The sequence below is a fragment of the Bacillus sp. JNUCC-22 genome, from assembly GCF_018861275.1.
In the GTDB taxonomy this organism is placed as follows: Bacteria; Bacillota; Bacilli; order Bacillales; family Bacillaceae; genus Bacillus; species Bacillus velezensis.
The window spans coordinates 468567-487308 of the sequence record NZ_CP076408.1 but is presented as its reverse complement, the minus strand read 5'-3'; the positions used below and the strand labels follow the sequence as shown (position 1 = coordinate 487308).

Sequence of the window (18742 nt, the reverse complement as noted above, 5' to 3'; positions counted from 1 at the left end):
ATTCTTTCTCTAGTGTATCAAAAAACGGCGGAACATAAAAAAAGCAGCCTTACGATAAAAGCTGCCCTAGAATATAGGTCAAATCATCACGTCTGGATGTTGTGTACGGATGAAGTGATTTTGATATATCTTCTATTGAGTGTCCCTGCTTTAAGCAGGTGCGGATATGCGGAACCTCAAGCCCATCCGTGTAGATGATGAACCTCGCCCCTTTTTCGTATGATGACGTATACGTTTTGTATCTTTGCGGTTTGCCTGAGAGGTAACCCGAAATCGGCAGCGGATGAAAGACTTCGCCTGATGGGGAGTGCAGGAAGAAACGGACGTTGCCGATCGAGCAATATGTCAATTCCCTTTTGATGAAATTGATTTTTAAGATGGAGGCAGTCGCCCCTCTTTTGTTTTTCATCGCTTGATTGCAGCGCTCAATGATGCTTTCCACATCCTCATCCGCATACGTTTCCACGATGTCTTTAATGGCTGACGAGGATTCGTTGGCAAGAGATCCGCTGCCGAGACCGTCTGCTACCGCGCAAACTAATTCTTCTTCATTCGCCTTCATAAAAAAGCTGTCGCCGCATATGGACTTGCCTTCTTTATTTAATTGGTATACAAGAGTTTGAACATGTTCATTTTCTTCAACCTGAATCATTACATTAGCTCCATGGAGGGATCTCCAATCAAGGCCTCTCTCAGTTTTTTGACCGCTTTCCGCTGCAGGCGCGAGACGTGCATTTGAGATATTCCGAGAATGTCCCCTGTTTCTTTTTGGCTTTTATTTTGCACAAATGTTAGATCGATAATCTGTTTTTCGCGGTCGGACAGCACATGAAGCACGCTTTTGATCATCATCTGCTGGTTGACGCGTTCGTATCCTTCCTCCTGCGAACCGACGATATCTAAAATCGTGACGGTGCTTCCGTCCGCATCCGCTTCGATGCTGTGATCGACAGACAGCGCCTGATAGCTTTTTCCCATCTCCATCGTTTCAAGCACTTCCTCTTCTGACACATCGAGAAAGGCTGCGATTTCTTCGACTTTCGGCGACCGCTGCGTCTCTGTCGTCAGCTGATCCACCGCCATTTTAATGCGCGGCCCGAGTTCTTTAATCCGTCTCGGGACGTGTACACTCCATGTTTTATCTCTGAGGAAGCGTTTGATCTCGCCGATGATGGTCGGAATCGCAAATGCTTCAAAGGATTTGCCGACCTCGGGATCATACCGTTTAATGGCTCCGAGAAGTCCGATCATCCCGACCTGGCGGAGGTCTTCATGAAAGCTTTTTCCTTTTGAATATTTCTTTGCCAGCATTTCGACGAGATTGGTATACACCTCGACGAGTGTTTCCTGGGCTTCTTTATTATCATGTGTTTGAAAGTCGCGTATGAGCCGATCAACTTCATCTTTAGTTAGTTTCGTAGTTTTTGATGGTTGTGCCATGATCAACTCGCTCCCCATTTAAATACTTTGTCATCGCCACGGTTACGCCAGAGTTGCTTTGAACTTTGACTTCATCCATGAGCGTTTCCATTAAATACAGACCGAGCCCTCCTTCTGACAATTGATCGACTGTGTGTGAAGGTGTGTACGGCCCGAGATCCTGCTGCTTCTGATCAAAATCAAAGCTGTCTCCCTGATCGGCGACAATGACCTCCAGCCGATCCTCAAACACACCGAACCGCACGGATACTTCTCCCTTATTTTCATCTTTGTATGCATGCTGGACAGCGTTTGTACAAGCTTCGCTGACAGCGATTTTTAAATCTTCAATGTCATCATAGGTATAGCCCATTCTGCTTGCGACCCCTGATAACGTAAGCCTGACGATTCCTACATATTCCGGTTCGGCCGGAATTTTCATCTCTATATAATCAACTGATGTACTCATTGCACGCCACCTTCTGACTTTGCCGAAATGTCGATGATGTCCTTAAGCCCCGTAATTTCAAACAGACGGACGAGCCGGTCGGAAAGATTCTCAAGCTTGAGAGAGCCGCCTTCCTTGCTCACCGTTTTAAACACGCCTACAAAAACGCCTAAACCCGTACTGTCCATATAATTTACATCTTTTAAGCAGATTCTCATGTCCTTCCCCTCGTTTGCCAGGGGCATCAGCTTTTCACGAACCACCGGAGCTGAGTATACATCGATTTCTCCAGCGATATTGATTTGTATATCTGAAAGATTCTCCTTCATATCTACCGTTAAATTCATCGTATCACCTCTGAAAGTTATCCTTACTCGTGCTAATGGCTTTTTACCCGTGCTGCTGTTTTTTTAAACCTTTCTTTTCAAAACAATTAACGTAAAATCGTCATGAAGCTGAAAGTCCTGGAGTCTCAGCAGGCTGTCGTAAATGTTTTTGACCATATCCTGCGCGGAGCAGTCCATATGTTCTTCCAGCATGCGCTGAATGTCGCTGCGTTCTAAGAAACCGTTTTCGGTACGGCATTCGGTGACGCCGTCAGAAAAAAGAACGATCATGTCTCCTTCGTCCATGTGCTGTTCATATTGGCTGTAATCAAAATCCTGAGAAATTCCCAGCACCAATCCTTTTGCCTCCAGATCATAAAACTTTTTTTCTTTTTCAGAGTAGTAGAAGCCCGGTTCATGCCCCGCAGAGGCATATGTAAATTGGTGATTTTTCGTATTGTAGTTTGCGTAAAACATGGTGATAAACATGCTTGAGTCCACGTTCTGTTCTACAACGCGGTTAAGATTTTTCAGCACTTGGGAGGGGTGAATGCCGATCTCCGGAAGAGAGTCCATGGCATACTTGATCATCGACATGCACAATGCGGCGGGTATTCCTTTTCCGATGACATCGGCTATCGCGATGTTAATCGATTCCTTGTCTTTGACAAAGTGATAATAATCCCCGCTCATCTGTTTGGCGGGGACGCTGATCGCCCCGATATCCAGATCTTCTTCTTCAGGAATTTTTGTGCCAAGCAGCGTCTGCTGAACATTTGCGGCAATTTCAATTTCTGAACGAAGCTCCTGCTGGATATCTCTCAGACTTTGATGTTCCTGATAAGCCATCCCGTAGCCAATCATGACTTCTATTAAAAAATCCAGCGAATGAAAAACATCTTCCGGCAGATCCGGATACAGTTCCTTTACTACTTTTCGGTGGATACTGATAATCTCCTCCGGAGGAACCTGATGTTCAATCGTTTTTCGGCTGAATTTTTGGGCTTGATATAAAGATGTTTCTGTTAATTCGGCTATATATCGGCTAAGCAGCTGATGATACCGCTGCTCTATAACCTCCCTGAAATCCACGTTCTAACCTCCTACCGAAGCCATTTCACGGCTTGAATCTCTGTTCCTTCCTCTGCAACAGATTGCAGGCTGAATTCGTCCATCAGCCTTTTGACGCCCGGAAGTCCCGCTCCCAGTCCGCCTGACGTTGAAAAGCCGTCTTCCATCACTTTACGGATGTCGGGGATTCCGGGTCCTTTGTCTTCTGCTATAATTTTAAGGCCTTTTTTCCCTCTGTCGTTTACTTGTTCTATGCTGACCTGGCCTTTGCCTGCATATAAGTAAATGTTTCTGGCCAATTCTGAGATAGCCGTCGTGATTCTGGCCTGGTCCACCGTACCGAAGCCTAATTCCTTCGCAACGTTGCGGCCAAGCTGTCTGGCGGCTACGATATCCCATTCTGTCATGATTTTCACACAGGATTGGTCGTTCATCGCTATTCCCCCAATTCCCGCTTCAATGTCTCAAGCCCTTGCTCTAAATCGAGCGCCGTTTCAATTTCCTCAAGTGAGATTCCGAGTTCAATCAATGTGACCGCCACAGCCGGCTGAATTCCCGTCAATACGACCTTTGCGCCCATCAATTTAGACATGGTGATGACATCGCCGAGCACTTTCGCGATAAATGAATCGATCATGTCAACGGATGTCAGGTCAATGACGACCCCGTTTGCGCCGGTTTCATAGATTTTGTTCAGCAGATCTTCTTGAAAATGCAAAGCTGTCTGGTCGTCAAGTTCCCATTGGATGGATACCAATAAGCAGTTATACAGTTTCAGGATCGGGATTTTTGGATGTCTCACAATGTTATTCCCCCAATGAAACGATTTTTCGATTTGTCATTTCAAGCGCTGTTTGAATTCCTTTTTGAAGGGTATTCTTCGTAATAACCTGCGACAAATCAATTCCCAGATTAACGATCGTCTGCGCGATTTCCGGACGGATTCCGACGAGCAGGCATTTCGCGCCGACAAGCCGCACCGCTTCCGATGCCTGAATAATATGGTGCGCCACCATCGTATCAACGACCGGCACGCCCGTGATATCAATTAATACAACCTGTGAACGGTGCTTTACGACGCCGTTTAACAGATTTTCCATAATATGCTTTGCACGCTCCGTATCAATCGTCCCGACAAGCGGCATGACCGTTACATGCTCAAATACCGGGATCAGCGGAGCCGACAATTCCTGAAGCGCGATTTTTTGCAAAGTAACCGTTTTTTCCCAGGAGATAGAATACTGATTTAAGATTTCCGTGTTGATCGGATTGAAAAAGCTGTCTATTTCCAAAATCAAATCTGCTCTGTCCTGATCGGCCATATTAAGGTCGACCATCGTTTCGTAAAGCAGTTTCCAAAACTCTGACAGGGTGGCTGAAAGAAGTTTCAGTGACAGGCCGAGCTGAACGGCGCGCAGTGCGAGTTCACTGATCTGCTCTTCCGTAGCCTCGTCATTTTTAGTCGATAATAAAAGAATGTCTATATAGTCTTTACAAATATTTTCACATATGTGATTCGTAAGCTGATAGTCTTCCTGATTGCCTACTTCTTTTAGTTTGGCTGTCCAAGTATCAAGCAGTTCATCATGCTGATCAATGATGAACTGATACACTTTCTGATTCGACATGGGTTTCACTGACCTCCCGACACAAAACAACAAATTTTGTTTGATTATCTCTTTATTATAGCGCTTATGTTTTTCGAAAACAAAAAAAGTTGCTCTATATGAGCAACCAAAATATGACTAAAAATCAATGAGTGCCAAACTGATTTGCAGGGCTTCATCAACCTTATCCATCATTTCATCATCCAGATGAGTTATTTTATCCGTTAATCTTTGCTTGTCAATCGTCCGAATTTGCTCCAGCAAAATAACGGAATCTCTTTCAAAACCGTAGCGTTTTGCATCAATTTCGACGTGGGTTGGTAATTTCGCTTTCTGTATTTGGGCTGTTATGGCTGCAACAATAGCAGTCGGGCTAAAGCGATTTCCGATATCATTTTGGATCACTAAAACCGGGCGTACGCCGCCTTGCTCTGAGCCAACAACAGGAGATAAATCAGCAAAATAAACATCGCCGCGCTTTACAATCAAAATGATTATCCTCCGCTGACTAAGCGCTCAACGGTCGTTTCTGCTTCGCACTCAGCATAGTGAGCCTCAGAAGAGATATTCAAGTTGATTTTCGCCATTTCCATATACCCGCGTCTCATCAAATCACGGTTATGGCGAGTTGTCCGTTCGCTGACATACGCTCTCACTGCTTGTGATATCAGTTCGTTTCTGCTTCGTTTCTCCCGCATCGCTACACCATCCAATTCAGCTACTAAGTTTTCAGGCAAGCTGATTTTCATTTCGGTTCTTGCGCTGGATTCAGACAAAAAACATACACCTCCACCAAACTTACGGATACGACCAATACATCCATCCAGACATAATGATACCATTATTCAAACGTCAAGCAAAGCTGTTTTATAAATTCTCTTTTTCCGGATGGCGGCTACTTGCTTGTATTATCTTGCAGTAAAGGATTTCTTACTTCCATTATACTCTCATTTTCCAAAAACATACGGGGAACGCGGGAACTAATGGTACAAGGGACCTCGTAATTAATCGTCCCAAGCCGCCCGGCGATTTCATCCATCGTGATCGTTTCTTCCTTCTGGCTGCCGATCAGGGTGACTTTGGTGCCCGGCGGATAAGATTGATCTAATTCGACCATCAATTGATCCATGCAGATTCTTCCCGCGATATTCATCCGTTTGCCGCCGATCAGCACAGACGTGCCGCTCAGCTTGCGGAGCCACCCGTCCGCATAGCCGATGGGAACCGTTCCGATCCATTGATCCTTCTCTGCCGTATATGTTGCGCCGTAGCTGACGCTTTCCCCTTTGCGGATCTTTTTCACATGGGATAAAACAGAGTGCAGCGCAAAAGCCGGCTTTAATTGAAACGGAATTTCGCTTTGGATGTCAGCAGAAGGACGAAGCCCGTACATACTGATGCCGAAACGAACCGCGTTAAAGAAGCCCTTTTTAAGACGAAGTCCGGCAGCGCTGTTCGCGCAGTGCACCATCAATTCTTTTAAAGGGAGCGGAGCGATCAATGTTTTAAAGCGGTCAAACTGGAAGAGGAAATAATCTCTGTTTTTCTCATCCGCGGTAGCAAAGTGGGTGAATACGCCTTTACAGACTAAACCGGGATTTTGGCTGAGGATTTTTAACACGCTTTGGATTTCTTCCTCCGTTTTGACTCCGAGTCTGTTCATGCCGGTGTCGACTTTCAGATGAAACGGCACTGTTTCACTTCCGAGGTGGCGCGCAGCTTCCTGAAGCCATTCAACAGAATACCCCGTGAGTGTTACGTCATACTCGGCAGCTGCTTGTACATATTCGGGCGGCACGGCGCCAAGCACGAGAATCGGCGCTGTAATGCCCCGTTTTCTCAATGAAATCGCTTCATCCAGTATGGCTACGGCAAGACAAGAGGCACCCGCTTCAAGCGCGGCTTTCCCAACTTCCAAATCTCCGTGGCCGTAAGCGTTCGCCTTTACAACCGCCATGAGATGGACGTTTTGCCCGATGTGTTTTTTCATATGCGTGACATTTTCTTTAATCGCGGACAGGTTGATTTCCGCCCACGTTTCTCTGTAAAAGGATGCTGTGTTCATTCGATACACTTCCTAGCATTATTTTCAATTCATATTGTTATTATCATACTAAAATTATTCTGCAAAGTGAAATGGAATCAAAAAAGAGACCGACAGCGGCGGCCTCTTTTTTGACGTTATTTTGACGACTGTCCCTGCATGCTTTTGGCGGCGGCCACCATTTCATCTTTTGTAAGATCCTGTGATGACAGAAGATAATCCACTCCGTCATATGTCCACGTTAAAGACGTATCAGATAATGCCGCAACCGTGAAGCCGAGATTAACCGGTTCGCCTTTCAGCGTGACGGCAGAGGCGGCTTTTGCGATATGGGCTTTTTCTTGAATAAGGGTGAATGATTTTTCTCCGCCGTAAGTCATGACGATCCGTTTGCCGTCCGCCGTTGAAATATCTTTCTCTTCAAGCTTTTTGACTCCGGCCGGCACTTGAAGCGGTGTTTTGACCGCAAATGAATCAGACGGCTTGGCGCTTGTGGCGACGTCCATCTGGGAAAGCGTCATATTTTTCTTCTCGTCAAAAGAGTCTTTATCAAACGGCTTGTTGAATTCAAAGCTTTTGAATTCGACTTTTACCATCACTTTCCGGTCTGTATCCATGACTTTGACGAGCGACGGGCTCATGTCCTTTTTGTTGAAAGTGATTTCCTGAGTCGGCAGCATTTTGTTGTGCTGATAGTTTGTTTTTGTTTCAAACGTGTACTTTTTATCTTTGGCGGAATAGACGGCGTCTTTGTCATGCTGCACGTCCTTTACAAGTGACTCAAACAAATATACTTGGCTGCTGTTATTCGGCCAGTCGCTTTGGAATCTGAAGCTCTTATTTAACGACGGCGTGAGGACAAAGACTCCGTTGGCGTTCCGTAAAATGACTTGGTTTTGGTCTTTTTTCGGATTTTCCAGATAGACCCGGTACAGGGAAGGTTTTTTATGCCAGATTTCCACATTGTATACTTGCGGATCACTCCCCGTTTCAATGGTCATTTTGGCTTTCGCTTTGTACGAGGTGTATTCTTTCGCCTTCTTATCTAAACCGTTCACGATATCTTCCTGTGATTTTTGGCCGCAGGCCGAAAGAATAAGGACGGCAAGCAGTCCCGTTAAAAGCAAAACAAAGCTTTTTCTCACCTTTTTTCAACCCCTTCTTCTCAATTGATGTAAAGGGAAGAAATCGCTTGTTTGACTTTAACGGTACGCCCTGAACGGACGGACGCGTACCATAAAAGCCTCAAACAACTTGTCTCCCTTAATGCACTATCAAATATATGAAGGGGTCCCGGCTAATATGCAGACTAGCGTGACAACCTTTCAATCACGACCTGTGCCGCGGCGTATTCTTTTGTATGGGTAATGGAGACGTGAACCGCCGCGCCGTCAAGCTTGGCGCAGGCCAGCACAGGCTTTCCCGCTTTGTCGTTTCCGGTTTCAATATCCTGAAAGCTGAGCTCTTTGCCGATACCTGTGCCGTATGCTTTCGAAAAGGCTTCTTTTGCCGCAAATCTCCCCGCGAGAAATTCAATTTTCCTTTTGTCCGACAGCAATGTAAAACGGGCGTATTCAGCCTCCGTCAATATTCTTTGCGGAAACCTAGCCTGCCGGCTGAGCATGTTTTCAATTCTGTGCAGTTCAACGATGTCGATTCCGATTCCGAAAATCATGTGAATTCCTCCTAAAAGTCCGTACTAAAAAACGGTTTATGTCATAAACGTGTTACTATATATGTAACAAATCAGATGCAAAGGGGCTTGCGATGTTTATACGAACGGAAAATTTCCAGACTTTTATCAGACGTTATCCGGCCGTCAGCTGTATCTTGGCGCTGCAGGCGTTCTTGTGGCTGTTTTTCAGTATGCCGCTTCATTCCGTCATGATGTGGTCAGATGCTGTGACAGGCTATAATTACGGCGTTTCCTCGGGAGAATGGTGGCGGCTGGTGACACCGATGTTTTTACACGCGAATTTCACTCACCTTTTGTTTAACTCCATGTCTCTCTTTTTATTCGCGCCCCCGCTTGAGCAGATGCTCGGAAAAGTCCGTTTTCTGATTGTGTACATCGCATCGGGCATCATCGGCAATATCGGCACGTATCTTGCCGAACCGCTTGATTATGTGCATGTCGGCGCATCCGGCGCGATCTTCGGACTTTTCGGCGTGTATGTGTTTTTGACTGTTTTCCGCAAGGAGCTGATCGGCCGGGATCAGTCGAAAATGATTATGACCCTGCTTATCATCGCGGTGCTGTCGACGTTTATCAACTCTAATATTAACATTATGGCGCATTTGTTCGGACTGGCAGGCGGATTTTTGCTTTCCTTTTTATGCGTGCAGCAAAAAAAGCGGCGGTATTAACCGTCCGCTTTTTCATATGAATACCAGCGCCCGATGCGTTCGGCATCTTCCTCGCTGACATCCTTCAGCATGACATGTTCCATGTGGTGAGCTGATTTCACTGCGGTAGCCACAGATGCGAGCCGCCTTCTTTTTTGCAGAAAGGAGCGGCTGACTTCAAACATCTGCATTCTTCTTCTCAGCATAATCGTGGTCGTCTTCCCGACCAGCCTCGTGGTGATCTGAAGCCTGCCGCCGTTTATGCACCATGACGCTGTCCTAAACGAGGCATATCCAAGCACCAGTTCGACGGGAAGCACCAGGAGCGATGCATATCCCCACGGTTTAAACAGAATACAAAGCGGGATGATCACGAAAACCGAGAAGATTATGGATCGGAATAAATACCGGCGCAGCGCCCTTTTCGGCAAATGATTCCGGTTTTCTTCCAGCACGTAATCCGGTGTGAAACCGTTCAGCATCACTCCGAGCTTTGATTTGCGGATGATCGGAAACAGAATCGTCTGTGCTCCTTCTTTCTCATTCCCCGCACTGCCGGCGCTGACAATCGCAACCGTCGCGTATCCGAATAATTGCCTGATCACATTTTCTTTCATTTTAATGGCTTGGATTTTACGGAGCGGGATTGTCACTTGATGTTTTTCAATAATTCCTCTGGTAATGACCAATTCGTGTTCCTTTTTTTCTATCTTAAAGTTGGCATGCTTGATCATCATACCGGCGATGCTTAACAGCCAGGCGATGAACAATCCTATGAAAATGATCACGGCGTATATACCGATGCTCGCATGCTTGAGAAAAGAAAACCTGTCATAGAGCCAGTCCATCGGAAGTACTTCATCAATCTGAGAAAAGAGGGCGAATACCGCTGAGATGATGACACCGATTCCCCCGGATGTTGAGGCGGCCATAAGCAGCTCACCTACAGACAGTCGGTAAACGGATTGCACATCTTCCCCGCGCATCGGCTCCTGCTCCGCTGCGGTCTCCCCTCGTTCTTCTTGCTCCGCTTTTTGCTGAAAAACAGCCGCTCTGATCCGTTCCGCCTCTTCCACAGTAATGGCGGATAAGACAGCCTCGGCGTTTTTCCCGTCGCCGGCCGTTTCGATTTGAAGCTTAACAAGCTTAAAAAGCTGCTGAATGATGCCGGCACTCGTATTCATTGATTGAATCCGGTCAATGGAGATGTATCTCTTTTTCGTAAAAAACAAGCCTTCTTCAATTCTGAATTCTCCGTCCTCAATCCGGTATGTAAATTTTCTCCACTCGATCACACTTGCCGTAATCAGCCAGATAAGCAGGACGGCGAGCGCAATGCCTCCGTAAAAGCGGATGAAGTGGTTGGAATTAACAATATAGACGAGAAAAAATGGCAGAATAATGTTTTTAATGGTTTCGATAATAATATGGAATAAGTTCAAAATCACGGCCGCCGGGTGCAGACGTTTCGGCTCAGACATCATCTTCCGTCACCCTTGCCAGACGGGAAATGGAATCCCTCAGCCGGTCAGCTTCCTCCATATCAAGCGCCGGAATGGAATGAACGGTTGCCGCCGTGGAGATTTTGACTGAGGCCAGACGGTACCTTCTGAGGAGCGGGCCTTGTGAAGTATCTACGTGCTGCACCCTCACCATCGGCACAATCACCCGTTTGACAATAAAAATGCCGGATTGAATATCAATTTCATTTTCATGGACTTCATAGCGCCAGATCCTGTGCCTGATTTTCGGTATGGCATAGACGGATATCACTGAACCGAATATCCAAATGATGCCGAGGACTCCGGTGATCCAATACGGCCAATGGATGAAATGGCTTAAAACAGCTGCTGCTATAACGGCCAGAAGACAGAAGGCGGACAGGATGATTTCCTGAAGACGCCAGACTTTTAAGCCGCTTGGACTGATTCGATTTTTTGGCTGTGCTCTCAACATACCTACCTCCCATTTTTTATCATACATACAAATACGGCTGATTTGCAAAAAAGATTCACTTTCCGGCATATCAAAAAAAGCGGACCCCGTAAAAGGGTCCGCTTCCTGTGTTTTAGTATGATTTTTTCTGGCGTCTGTCACCTGAAGAACGGCGGTCGCTTGAGCGTTTTTTATCGTAGGAAGAACGGTTGTTGTTTTTCCCTTTGCCGCCGCGGTAGCCGCCGCCTTGGCCGTCTCTGCGCTTAGAAGTACGCTGGTTTTTATAGCGTTTGCTGACCATCGGCGCTTCATCAGTGAGGCGTACAGGCGTGCTGTCCGGCTCTTTTGTCGCCATTTTAATGGCTGCAGCCACAACTGTCACTGCATCATGATCTTCTAACAATTCCGCAGCTGCCGTCATGTAGAAGTTCAGGTTGTTTTCGCTGATCGCCGTGCGCAGACGGTCAACCGTCACCTGCTGCTGTCCTTCTAATGCTTCGTCAAGCGTCGGCTCTTTCATACGGTCCATTTTGCGTTTTGTCGTTTGTTCAATCGCGCGAAGCATGCTTTTCTCACGCGGTGTGATAAACGTCATCGCCATACCCGTTTTTCCTGCACGGCCCGTTCTTCCGATACGGTGAACGTAGCTTTCAGGATCTTGAGGCACGTCAAAGTTGTAAACGTGGGTAACGCCTGAGATATCAAGTCCGCGGGCGGCAACGTCAGTCGCTACAAGCACTTCGATCGCACCTTCTTTAAATTTACGAAGCGCAACCATACGTTTCGCCTGCGTTAAGTCGCCGTGAATTCCTTCAGCCGCATATCCGCGAAGGTTCAGGGCTTCAGCAAGCTCATCGACACGGCGTTTCGTACGTCCGAATACGATCGCAAGTTCCGGAGACTGAATGTCAAGAAGACGAGTCAGGGTATCGAATTTTTTGCGCTCCTGCACTTCCAAGTAGAACTGCTGAATGTTGGACACAGTCATTTCTTTCGCTTTTACTTTTACGTGTTCCGGCTCAGTCATGAAACGCTCTGCGATCCGTTTGATCGGCGCAGGCATTGTTGCTGAGAATAAGAGCGTTTGGTGCTCGCTCGGCACGTTTGAGAGAATGGATTCAATATCATCAATGAATCCCATGTTCAGCATTTCATCAGCCTCATCCATAACAACCGTATTCACGTTGTTTAAACGGATCGTGCGGCGGTTGATATGGTCAAGAAGACGCCCCGGCGTACCTACGATGATATGCGGGTTTTTCTTTAATGCGCGGATCTGACGTCCGATATCCTGTCCGCCATAAATAGGCAGTACTTTCGCACGCTTATCTTGTCCGATTTTATATAACTCTTCAGATACTTGAATGGCTAATTCACGGGTTGGCGCGATTACGATTGCTTGAATATTAGGAGACTCGGGGTTCATTTTTTCAACAAGGGGTATACCAAACGCAGCTGTTTTACCTGTACCTGTTTGCGCTTGTCCGATGACGTCTTTATTTGAAAGTCCGAGCGGAATCGTTTGTGCCTGAATCGGCGTTGCTTCTTCAAATCCCATACGATTAATTGCCTTCATGAGATCAGAACTTAATTGAAAATCTTGAAACGTTATAGTCAAATTATTCAAACTCCTTCTAATTGCTGTTTCAGTAATGTCGTGATTTACCACTAAAAACTGTCCTTTCATTCAAAAGACAGGATCGTACGTATACAAAGCCCGAATTACTTTACGTTTAATCTTACCATTACAGTATGTGTTTTTCAATAAGGCGAGATGGTCAGGCGGCCGGAAGCGGCCTGACCGGATTCTTCCCGCGAATGATGCCGGCCCCCGCACCGTGCGGGTTTTCCCAGCCGGCGGGATTTCTTTTTCATACGGACAGAATTATTTCACCCTGAATTAGTTTCTTCATTTTTGATAATTTTATAATGCTGATCGGTATTTTTTCAGTTCTTCTCTAATAAATCTTTAACGATTTCTTCGAGCTTCATACCTCTTGATGCTTTAAACAGCAGGAGATCGCCGGAAGCGGCACTTTTCTGTATCGCGTGAAGCAGTTCTTTTTTGTCAAGATAATGGCTGACGCGCCCTTCTTCAAAATGCCGGCGCGCTCCGTCAGCGATGAATGCGCCGAGTGTGCCGTAAGTAAATACATGATCGATTTCCGCCGGATTGATCGCGGCCCCGCATTCTTCGTGGAATGCTTTTTCATTATCCCCGAGTTCAAGCATATCACCGAGCACGAGCATTTTCTTCCGATAGCCTTTCATCGTTTCGATTAATTCGACCGCCGCTTTCATTGACGTCGGGCTCGCATTATACGCGTCGTTTACGATCGAGATGCCGTTTTCCGTTTTGACCAGTTCCAATCTCATCCCCGTCACCTTCAGGCGGCTCAGTCCCAGAGCGGCATTTTCCGGCGTAATGCCGAAATAGATGCCGGCGGCGTATGCAGCCATGGCATTCATCACATTATGTCTGCCGAGAACCGGAATAAAGAAAGAACGGTCGATTCCGTCGATATTGAAGTACGTGCCTTCTTCCGCCTGTTTTATTTCTTTCAGGCGGAGATCATTGTCCGCGCCTGCGCCGTATGTCGTTGTCCGGCAAGTGTACGTCTTTTCGCGAAGCAGCGGCTCATCCCCGAAATAAAACAGAACGCCGTCTTCCCGAAGTCCGTTTATAATTTCAAGTTTCGCCTCCGCAATTCCTTCTCTTGAGCCTAAATCCTGCATATGGGATTCGCCGATATTGGTAATGACGGCCGCTTCCGGTTCAGCAAGACGGCTCAGAAAATCAATTTCGCCTCTCGCGCTCATTCCCATTTCTAAAACGGCGATTTCTGTATCTTCAGGCATGGCAAGCACGGTCAGCGGCAGGCCGATATGATTGTTGAAATTGCCGGCGGTTTTGTGAACGCGGTACTGCGTGCCGAGAACGGCGTGAAGCATGTCTTTCGTTGTCGTTTTTCCGTTGCTCCCGGTCACCCCGATAACCCTTGTGCCGAGCTCTTTCAAATAAGCTTTTGCCAATGTTTGCAGCGCCTCCAGCGTGTCATCGACCAGGATGACAGCACGCTCTTCCGGCGGATTCGGTTCAGAGCGGTCCCACAATACCGCGGAAACGCCTTTTTCGAATGCTTGCGGCACAAAGGTGTGGCCGTTAAAATGCTCGCCTTTTAAAGGAATGAACAGCTGATTTTTTTCCAAAGTCCGCGTATCGGTTGCGGCGCCCTCAATCATTGTTTGTTCAAATTCGGGATTTGTCAGTGTGCCTTTGACCATGTCTGCGATTCGTTTTACAGTTCGCTTTATCAAAGGTGGCACCTCGCTTTCTGAAAATGTTGTCTGTTACGGGAAAAGACACTGCCCCTTCAGGCAGTGTCCGTCTTCATTAAAATGTATGTTTAATCAGCTGTTTTTCGGCATGGCGTTCTTTTGCCAGCTCAACCAGCTGTTCGATCAGATCACTGTAATCTACGCCTGCTTCTTTCCAAAGCAGCGGGAACATGCTGAATGGCGTAAAGCCCGGCATTGTGTTCACTTCGTTAATGAGCACTTGACCGTCATTGGTCAGGAAGAAATCGGCGCGGACAAGGCCTGATCCGTCAATCGCTTTGAAGGCTTTAATCGCCATTTCGCTGATTTCCGCATATTGTTCATCCGTCACTTGCGCGGGAATCATTAAATCCGTGTCGCCGTCTTCATATTTCGCTTTGTAATCGTAAAAGTCGGTTTTCGGCGCGATTTCACCGACGGCGGAGCATTTCGGTTCGTCATTTCCGAGTACGCCGATTTCGATTTCTCTGCCGGCGATTCCTTCTTCCACCACAATTTTCCGGTCATACTCAAAAGCCAGTTCGAAGGCTTTTTCAAGCTCTTCACGGTTTCGGCATTTGCTGATTCCGACGCTTGATCCGAGGTTCGCCGGTTTGACGAAGCACGGATATCCCAGTTCTTCTTCAACCTGCTGTAAGCAGCTGTCCGGCGTCTGTTTCCAGTCCTTTTTTAAGAAAGCGGCGTACTTCGCCTGCGGAAGCCCCGCTTGAGCGAACAAATGCTTCATGATGACTTTATCCATGCCGGCTGATGATGCAAGCACCCCGTTGCCGACATAAGGAACGTTCAGCAATTCCAGCAGACCCTGAATGGTGCCGTCTTCACCGTTCGGTCCGTGGAGAAGCGGAAATACGACATCGATCGGCGCCTTTTCGTCAGGCGACGCTTCAGGAAACATTTCCCGGTTCAATGCTGATAGAGCGAAACTTTCACCGTTTTGTTCCAGCTGAAGCATTTTCACGTTGGAAACCGGCTCAGTCAGCAGCGGGCCTCTTTGCCATTCTCCTTTTTCAGTGATGTAAATCGGATGTATATCAAACTTCTCAGTATTAAGCGCTTTTGTTACAGCTAATGCTGTCTGCAGCGATACATTGTGTTCGGCTGACTTTCCGCCGTACACCAATCCTAGACTTGTTTTCAATGGATATTCCCCCCACAACAATTCATCTTTACTATCTTATCACTTTCCTCAGAAAATGATCTAATTATTTTTGGGCATTCTGAATATGAAAGCATTTGTATGTAATTCCTTTTTATTTTATATTAAAATGGCATGGAAAAGGAGATGTGTCATATGAAAAAAATCAGTACAACAGAACAATTTAATGAACTTATTCAATCCGACAAGGAAATCATCGTGAAATTTTTCGCTGACTGGTGCCCTGACTGCACGCGCATGAATATGTTCATCGGCGATATTTTGGAAGAATATAATCAAAATGATTGGTATGAATTGAACAGAGACGAGCTCCCTGAGCTTGCCGACAAATATCAGGTAATGGGCATACCGAGCCTCCTGATCTTTAAAAACGGCGAAAAGAAAGCGCATCTTCACAGCGCAAACGCGAAAACGCCCGAAGAAGTCACAGAGTTTTTATCACAGCATATTTAATTCGTTTCACGATCTTTGTTTATGACTTCAGGCTCTACATGAACATGGACATGAGTCACATCATGTTCATGTTTTATTGCATATTCGACCTCATCGGCTACTTCATGGCCTTCTTTCACAGACAGCCCCGGATCTACCGTAATGACCATTTCCACATGAACCGTGCTCCCTAAATACCTTGCTTTCACATCCTTCAGCCTGCTGACCTCTTTTATTTCTTTCACTGTGTGTTTATACGGCTCCAAATCTTTCAGATCAAACCCGTCCGTTAATGAGTGGGAAGCATCTTTGAAGATGTCCCATGCCGTCTTACAGATGATAATTCCGATCAGAAAAGCAATGACCGGATCAATCCACGGCAGATGAAGCCGGGCCGTTAAGACGCCTATAAACGCCCCAATACTGACATAGGCGTCAGAACGGCTGTCTTTCGCCGCCGCATGAAGCGCAGAACTTTTAACCCGATCCGCAAGACGGCTGTTATATACATACATGCCGTACATGACAATCGCGCTTCCGAGCGCCGTCCATGCCGCAATGAAGCTCGGCTCGGCCTCCGTTCCGCTGACAATCGCCTTTGCTCCTCCGATCAGCACTTCAATACCGACCGCCATCATAATAAAAGACGCAATTAATGAAGAAATTGTTTCAGCCCGATAATGTCCGTAGGCATGATCACTGTCCGCGGGGCGCTGGGAAATCCGGAGCCCGATCAGCACAGCCAGTGATGCGACAATATCCGTGGCATTATTTAACCCGTCCGCTCTGAGCGCTTCGGAATGATAAATAAGACCGATTACCAGTTTGACGGCGGCAAGGATGAGGTACGCGGCGATATTAAGAATCGCGCCTTTTTCGCCCCGTTTTAAGTTTGCCGTTTGATCATTCATGTAAGGACTCCTCCATTCTCATTCATAGTATGGATGGAAAAGCGGAAAAATAGCAGCTTTGATCTGACCAAATGCAATATTCGACAGCATTATTCCCCGGGAAACTATTTGTCGAAAAATTGGCGGTGTTTTTCCTTTACATATGAATATGTCCATTGTATACTTTCATTAACTGATAATGATTCTCAATATCAATTGATTAGGAGGGTAATCATGAGGTCTTCTCCTCAGCTCAGATCATCAGTTGAAGGACGAAAAAAACATCTGATCCATTTGCTGATCAATAACGGAATATACAAAAAGTCGGAACGGCATTTATATGAATTATCGCTCGGAGAATTAGAAAGCGAATACAAATATGTAAGGAAGGTGCGGGCTCATGGCGAAACGTAAAATAAAAACATACGAACAGCTGATAAAAGAAAACAAGGCGGCCATTATGAATAATCAAAAGCTGATGAATGTGATCTATGACAGAATTGACCGCAAGCATCAAAAACTGCTCCGGCACAACAGCCATACATAAAAAGAGCCTTTTTCAGGCTCTTTTTTTTATTGCTCAAAGGCTTCCGCCGCTAATTTGCCGATGACCGCATCGTCCATCGGCGGATTGTGAAGGCCGGCCCGGGCATCCCGATAATACCGCTGAAGCGGATTATTTCGCTCCAGGCTTTTTGCGCCGGTGATTCTCATTGCTTTGTCAACAACAGAAAGGACGGCATTTGTCACAATATGTTTTGTCGCGCCGAGCTCGCTTTTGATGAAAGGGCGGCGTTTCGGATCATCATACATTTGCGCCGCCGTGAAGAGAAACTGTCTCGCTTTTAACAATTCAAGCTCCATTTCCCCGACACGCTGCTGAACGGCCGGCACGTCTTTAATCGGTCCGTTCAGGCTGTTCGGCGAATATTCAGATGCAAACCGGACGGCATAGTCCCTTGCCGCTTGAGCGATGCCCAGATAAGCAGCGGGAATGTGAAGCAGCCAGCCATTCACTTTCGCCGCTCTCGGCCCGCTGATAAGCTCCACAAGCCGCTCGTCACTGACCGTGACATGATCTAAAAGGAGATCATGGCTTCCGGTCGCCTTCATGGCAATCATATCCCATGTTTCTTCGACTGAAACGCCTGCCTGATCTTTATGAATGAGAAAAACACCGGTCGTTTGTTTTTCTTCAATCCATGCCGTCACAAGCATATAATCCAAAGTCAGTGAAAGGGTTGTAAAGGTTTTTCGGCCGTTCAGCACCCATTTTCCGTCTTTTTTGACAGCGGAAGTGCCGGGTCTTCCTCCCCTCGTCGGACTGCCGGTCTGCCGTTCCGTCGCTGCCCTGTTCAGGACGGCTCCCTTTTTCACCTCTTTTGTGATAAATGAAAAGACACCTTCATCCCAGCTGTTTCCTTCTCCGAGCTCACCCATGACGGATAAATGCCAGCCGATTCCGAGAGCGACGGCCGCGTCTCCCCGCGCCAGCCGTTCCTGAAACAGCACCATCTCATAAACGGAAATGCCTGCACCGCCGAAGGCCTCAGGTACCGTTAACGCCGTATATCCCGCGTCGCGCAGTCTTTGAATTTTCTCCGCGGGAAAACGGCCCGCCTCATCATCAAGCGCGGCTGTTTTTTGAAATTCGTCTGCAAGCAGGCCGATTTTTTCCATCCATTCCCGCTGCCGTTCATTCTGTATCCATAAAGACACTGGAATC

Annotated in this window: 24 protein-coding genes; 4 read left to right on the top strand and 20 right to left on the bottom strand. The window is 46.8% G+C overall.

Features of this window, described 5'->3' with window-relative positions; translation table 11 throughout:
* Positions 1-49: 49 nt before the first annotated feature.
* The 13 genes from JNUCC22_RS02500 to acpS form a co-directional block, all read right to left on the bottom strand.
* A complete protein-coding gene (locus tag JNUCC22_RS02500) occupies positions 50-652 on the bottom strand; it encodes a phosphoserine phosphatase RsbX (protein WP_007410234.1) in 603 nt (200 codons plus the stop codon).
* Positions 652-1440 carry an RNA polymerase sigma factor SigB gene (gene sigB, locus JNUCC22_RS02495; protein ID WP_003156171.1) on the bottom strand — a complete coding sequence of 263 codons (789 nt, stop codon included), beginning with the start codon at positions 1438-1440 and terminating at the stop codon, positions 652-654. Before sigB ends, JNUCC22_RS02500 begins: the two co-directional genes overlap by 1 nt.
* Positions 1406-1888, bottom strand: a complete 483-nt coding sequence (gene rsbW, locus JNUCC22_RS02490) for an anti-sigma B factor RsbW (protein ID WP_003156173.1) — start codon at positions 1886-1888, stop codon at positions 1406-1408. The genes sigB and rsbW overlap by 35 nt, the downstream gene beginning before the upstream one ends.
* Positions 1885-2214, bottom strand: coding sequence for an anti-sigma factor antagonist RsbV (gene rsbV, locus JNUCC22_RS02485; protein ID WP_003156176.1), 330 nt, complete (start codon positions 2212-2214; stop codon positions 1885-1887). Before rsbV ends, rsbW begins: the two co-directional genes overlap by 4 nt.
* 63 nt (positions 2215-2277) lie before the next feature.
* Positions 2278-3285 (bottom strand): PP2C family protein-serine/threonine phosphatase, encoded by a 1008-nt coding sequence (locus JNUCC22_RS02480; RefSeq protein ID WP_007410233.1) that lies wholly within the window; start codon positions 3283-3285, stop codon positions 2278-2280.
* An 11-nt stretch (positions 3286-3296) separates the two neighbouring features.
* Positions 3297-3698: an anti-sigma regulatory factor gene (locus JNUCC22_RS02475; protein WP_003156178.1), complete on the bottom strand. Its 402-nt coding sequence runs from the start codon at positions 3696-3698 to the stop codon at positions 3297-3299.
* Positions 3699-3700: 2 nt separating this feature from the next.
* Positions 3701-4066 (bottom strand): RsbT antagonist protein RsbS, encoded by a 366-nt coding sequence (gene rsbS, locus JNUCC22_RS02470; RefSeq protein WP_003156180.1) that lies wholly within the window; start codon positions 4064-4066, stop codon positions 3701-3703.
* A 4-nt stretch (positions 4067-4070) separates the two neighbouring features.
* Positions 4071-4892 carry an STAS domain-containing protein gene (locus tag JNUCC22_RS02465; RefSeq protein WP_003156182.1) on the bottom strand — a complete coding sequence of 274 codons (822 nt, stop codon included), beginning with the start codon at positions 4890-4892 and terminating at the stop codon, positions 4071-4073.
* 117 nt (positions 4893-5009) lie between these two features.
* Positions 5010-5360, bottom strand: a complete 351-nt coding sequence (gene ndoA, locus JNUCC22_RS02460) for a type II toxin-antitoxin system endoribonuclease NdoA (RefSeq protein WP_003156187.1) — start codon at positions 5358-5360, stop codon at positions 5010-5012.
* Positions 5361-5365: 5 nt separating this feature from the next.
* Positions 5366-5647: a type II toxin-antitoxin system antitoxin EndoAI gene (gene endB / locus JNUCC22_RS02455; RefSeq protein WP_003156188.1), complete on the bottom strand. Its 282-nt coding sequence runs from the start codon at positions 5645-5647 to the stop codon at positions 5366-5368.
* A gap of 119 nt (positions 5648-5766) precedes the next feature.
* On the bottom strand, positions 5767-6936 hold the full coding sequence (gene alr / locus JNUCC22_RS02450; protein ID WP_216062106.1) for an alanine racemase: 1170 nt from the start codon (positions 6934-6936) through the stop codon (positions 5767-5769).
* A gap of 116 nt (positions 6937-7052) precedes the next feature.
* The gene (locus tag JNUCC22_RS02445; RefSeq protein ID WP_007410230.1) at positions 7053-8060 is read right to left on the bottom strand and encodes a LolA family protein; all 1008 of its coding nucleotides are present in this window, start codon (positions 8058-8060) and stop codon (positions 7053-7055) included.
* A gap of 164 nt (positions 8061-8224) precedes the next feature.
* On the bottom strand, positions 8225-8590 hold the full coding sequence (gene acpS / locus JNUCC22_RS02440; protein ID WP_007410229.1) for a holo-ACP synthase: 366 nt from the start codon (positions 8588-8590) through the stop codon (positions 8225-8227).
* Between the two features lie 92 nt (positions 8591-8682).
* On the opposite strand from acpS, the gene JNUCC22_RS02435 reads away from it, so the two are divergent.
* Positions 8683-9282, top strand: a complete 600-nt coding sequence (locus JNUCC22_RS02435; protein WP_003156193.1) for a rhomboid family intramembrane serine protease — start codon at positions 8683-8685, stop codon at positions 9280-9282.
* On the opposite strand, the gene JNUCC22_RS02430 is transcribed toward JNUCC22_RS02435, so the two are convergent.
* The 5 genes from JNUCC22_RS02430 to JNUCC22_RS02410 form a co-directional block, all read right to left on the bottom strand.
* A complete protein-coding gene (locus JNUCC22_RS02430; protein ID WP_031378638.1) occupies positions 9279-10745 on the bottom strand; it encodes a PH domain-containing protein in 1467 nt (488 codons plus the stop codon). The two genes, JNUCC22_RS02435 and JNUCC22_RS02430, sit on opposite strands and share 4 nt — an antisense overlap.
* The gene (locus tag JNUCC22_RS02425) at positions 10735-11214 is read right to left on the bottom strand and encodes a PH domain-containing protein (protein WP_216062105.1); all 480 of its coding nucleotides are present in this window, start codon (positions 11212-11214) and stop codon (positions 10735-10737) included. Before JNUCC22_RS02425 ends, JNUCC22_RS02430 begins: the two co-directional genes overlap by 11 nt.
* A gap of 115 nt (positions 11215-11329) precedes the next feature.
* Positions 11330-12814, bottom strand: coding sequence for a degradosome RNA helicase CshA (gene cshA, locus JNUCC22_RS02420; RefSeq protein WP_020953895.1), 1485 nt, complete (start codon positions 12812-12814; stop codon positions 11330-11332).
* 329 nt (positions 12815-13143) lie between these two features.
* On the bottom strand, positions 13144-14514 hold the full coding sequence (gene murF, locus JNUCC22_RS02415; RefSeq protein WP_039062646.1) for a UDP-N-acetylmuramoyl-tripeptide--D-alanyl-D-alanine ligase: 1371 nt from the start codon (positions 14512-14514) through the stop codon (positions 13144-13146).
* 76 nt (positions 14515-14590) lie between these two features.
* Complete coding sequence (locus JNUCC22_RS02410; RefSeq protein WP_003156199.1) at positions 14591-15676, bottom strand: D-alanine--D-alanine ligase; 1086 nt, start codon at positions 15674-15676, stop codon at positions 14591-14593.
* A 153-nt stretch (positions 15677-15829) separates the two neighbouring features.
* Between JNUCC22_RS02410 and JNUCC22_RS02405 the strand changes: the two genes are divergently transcribed.
* Positions 15830-16147, top strand: coding sequence for a thioredoxin family protein (locus JNUCC22_RS02405; RefSeq protein ID WP_003156200.1), 318 nt, complete (start codon positions 15830-15832; stop codon positions 16145-16147).
* On the opposite strand, the gene JNUCC22_RS02400 is transcribed toward JNUCC22_RS02405, so the two are convergent.
* Positions 16144-17037, bottom strand: a complete 894-nt coding sequence (locus tag JNUCC22_RS02400) for a cation diffusion facilitator family transporter (RefSeq protein WP_007410221.1) — start codon at positions 17035-17037, stop codon at positions 16144-16146. The two genes, JNUCC22_RS02405 and JNUCC22_RS02400, sit on opposite strands and share 4 nt — an antisense overlap.
* A 213-nt stretch (positions 17038-17250) precedes the next feature.
* Between JNUCC22_RS02400 and JNUCC22_RS02395 the strand changes: the two genes are divergently transcribed.
* Complete coding sequence (locus tag JNUCC22_RS02395) at positions 17251-17430, top strand: Fur-regulated basic protein FbpA (protein WP_003156203.1); 180 nt, start codon at positions 17251-17253, stop codon at positions 17428-17430.
* Positions 17417-17563, top strand: coding sequence for a Fur-regulated basic protein FbpB (gene fbpB / locus JNUCC22_RS02390; RefSeq protein WP_003156206.1), 147 nt, complete (start codon positions 17417-17419; stop codon positions 17561-17563). The genes JNUCC22_RS02395 and fbpB overlap by 14 nt, the downstream gene beginning before the upstream one ends.
* Before the next feature lie 26 nt (positions 17564-17589).
* Here the strand turns inward: fbpB and JNUCC22_RS02385 are convergent, their stop codons facing one another.
* Positions 17590-18735, bottom strand: a complete 1146-nt coding sequence (locus tag JNUCC22_RS02385) for an acyl-CoA dehydrogenase family protein (protein ID WP_216062104.1) — start codon at positions 18733-18735, stop codon at positions 17590-17592.
* Positions 18736-18742 lie beyond the last annotated feature (7 nt).

What these genes read in the sequence shown, in the direction of transcription:
- JNUCC22_RS02395 (WP_003156203.1), top strand. Translation starts at nt 17,251, where the DNA reads ATGAGGTCTTCTCCTCAGCTCAGATCATCAGTTGAAGGACGAAAAAAA.
- JNUCC22_RS02430 (WP_031378638.1), bottom strand. Translation starts at nt 10,745, where the DNA reads ATGATGTCTGAGCCGAAACGTCTGCACCCGGCGGCCGTGATTTTGAAC.
- rsbV (WP_003156176.1), bottom strand. Translation starts at nt 2,214, where the DNA reads ATGAATTTAACGGTAGATATGAAGGAGAATCTTTCAGATATACAAATC.
- JNUCC22_RS02400 (WP_007410221.1), bottom strand. Translation starts at nt 17,037, where the DNA reads ATGAATGATCAAACGGCAAACTTAAAACGGGGCGAAAAAGGCGCGATT.
- sigB (WP_003156171.1), bottom strand. Translation starts at nt 1,440, where the DNA reads ATGGCACAACCATCAAAAACTACGAAACTAACTAAAGATGAAGTTGAT.
- JNUCC22_RS02475 (WP_003156178.1), bottom strand. Translation starts at nt 3,698, where the DNA reads ATGAACGACCAATCCTGTGTGAAAATCATGACAGAATGGGATATCGTA.
- JNUCC22_RS02405 (WP_003156200.1), top strand. Translation starts at nt 15,830, where the DNA reads ATGAAAAAAATCAGTACAACAGAACAATTTAATGAACTTATTCAATCC.
- JNUCC22_RS02465 (WP_003156182.1), bottom strand. Translation starts at nt 4,892, where the DNA reads ATGTCGAATCAGAAAGTGTATCAGTTCATCATTGATCAGCATGATGAA.
- fbpB (WP_003156206.1), top strand. Translation starts at nt 17,417, where the DNA reads ATGGCGAAACGTAAAATAAAAACATACGAACAGCTGATAAAAGAAAAC.
- JNUCC22_RS02435 (WP_003156193.1), top strand. Translation starts at nt 8,683, where the DNA reads ATGTTTATACGAACGGAAAATTTCCAGACTTTTATCAGACGTTATCCG.
- JNUCC22_RS02500 (WP_007410234.1), bottom strand. Translation starts at nt 652, where the DNA reads ATGATTCAGGTTGAAGAAAATGAACATGTTCAAACTCTTGTATACCAA.
- alr (WP_216062106.1), bottom strand. Translation starts at nt 6,936, where the DNA reads ATGAACACAGCATCCTTTTACAGAGAAACGTGGGCGGAAATCAACCTG.
- rsbW (WP_003156173.1), bottom strand. Translation starts at nt 1,888, where the DNA reads ATGAGTACATCAGTTGATTATATAGAGATGAAAATTCCGGCCGAACCG.
- acpS (WP_007410229.1), bottom strand. Translation starts at nt 8,590, where the DNA reads ATGATTTTCGGAATCGGAATCGACATCGTTGAACTGCACAGAATTGAA.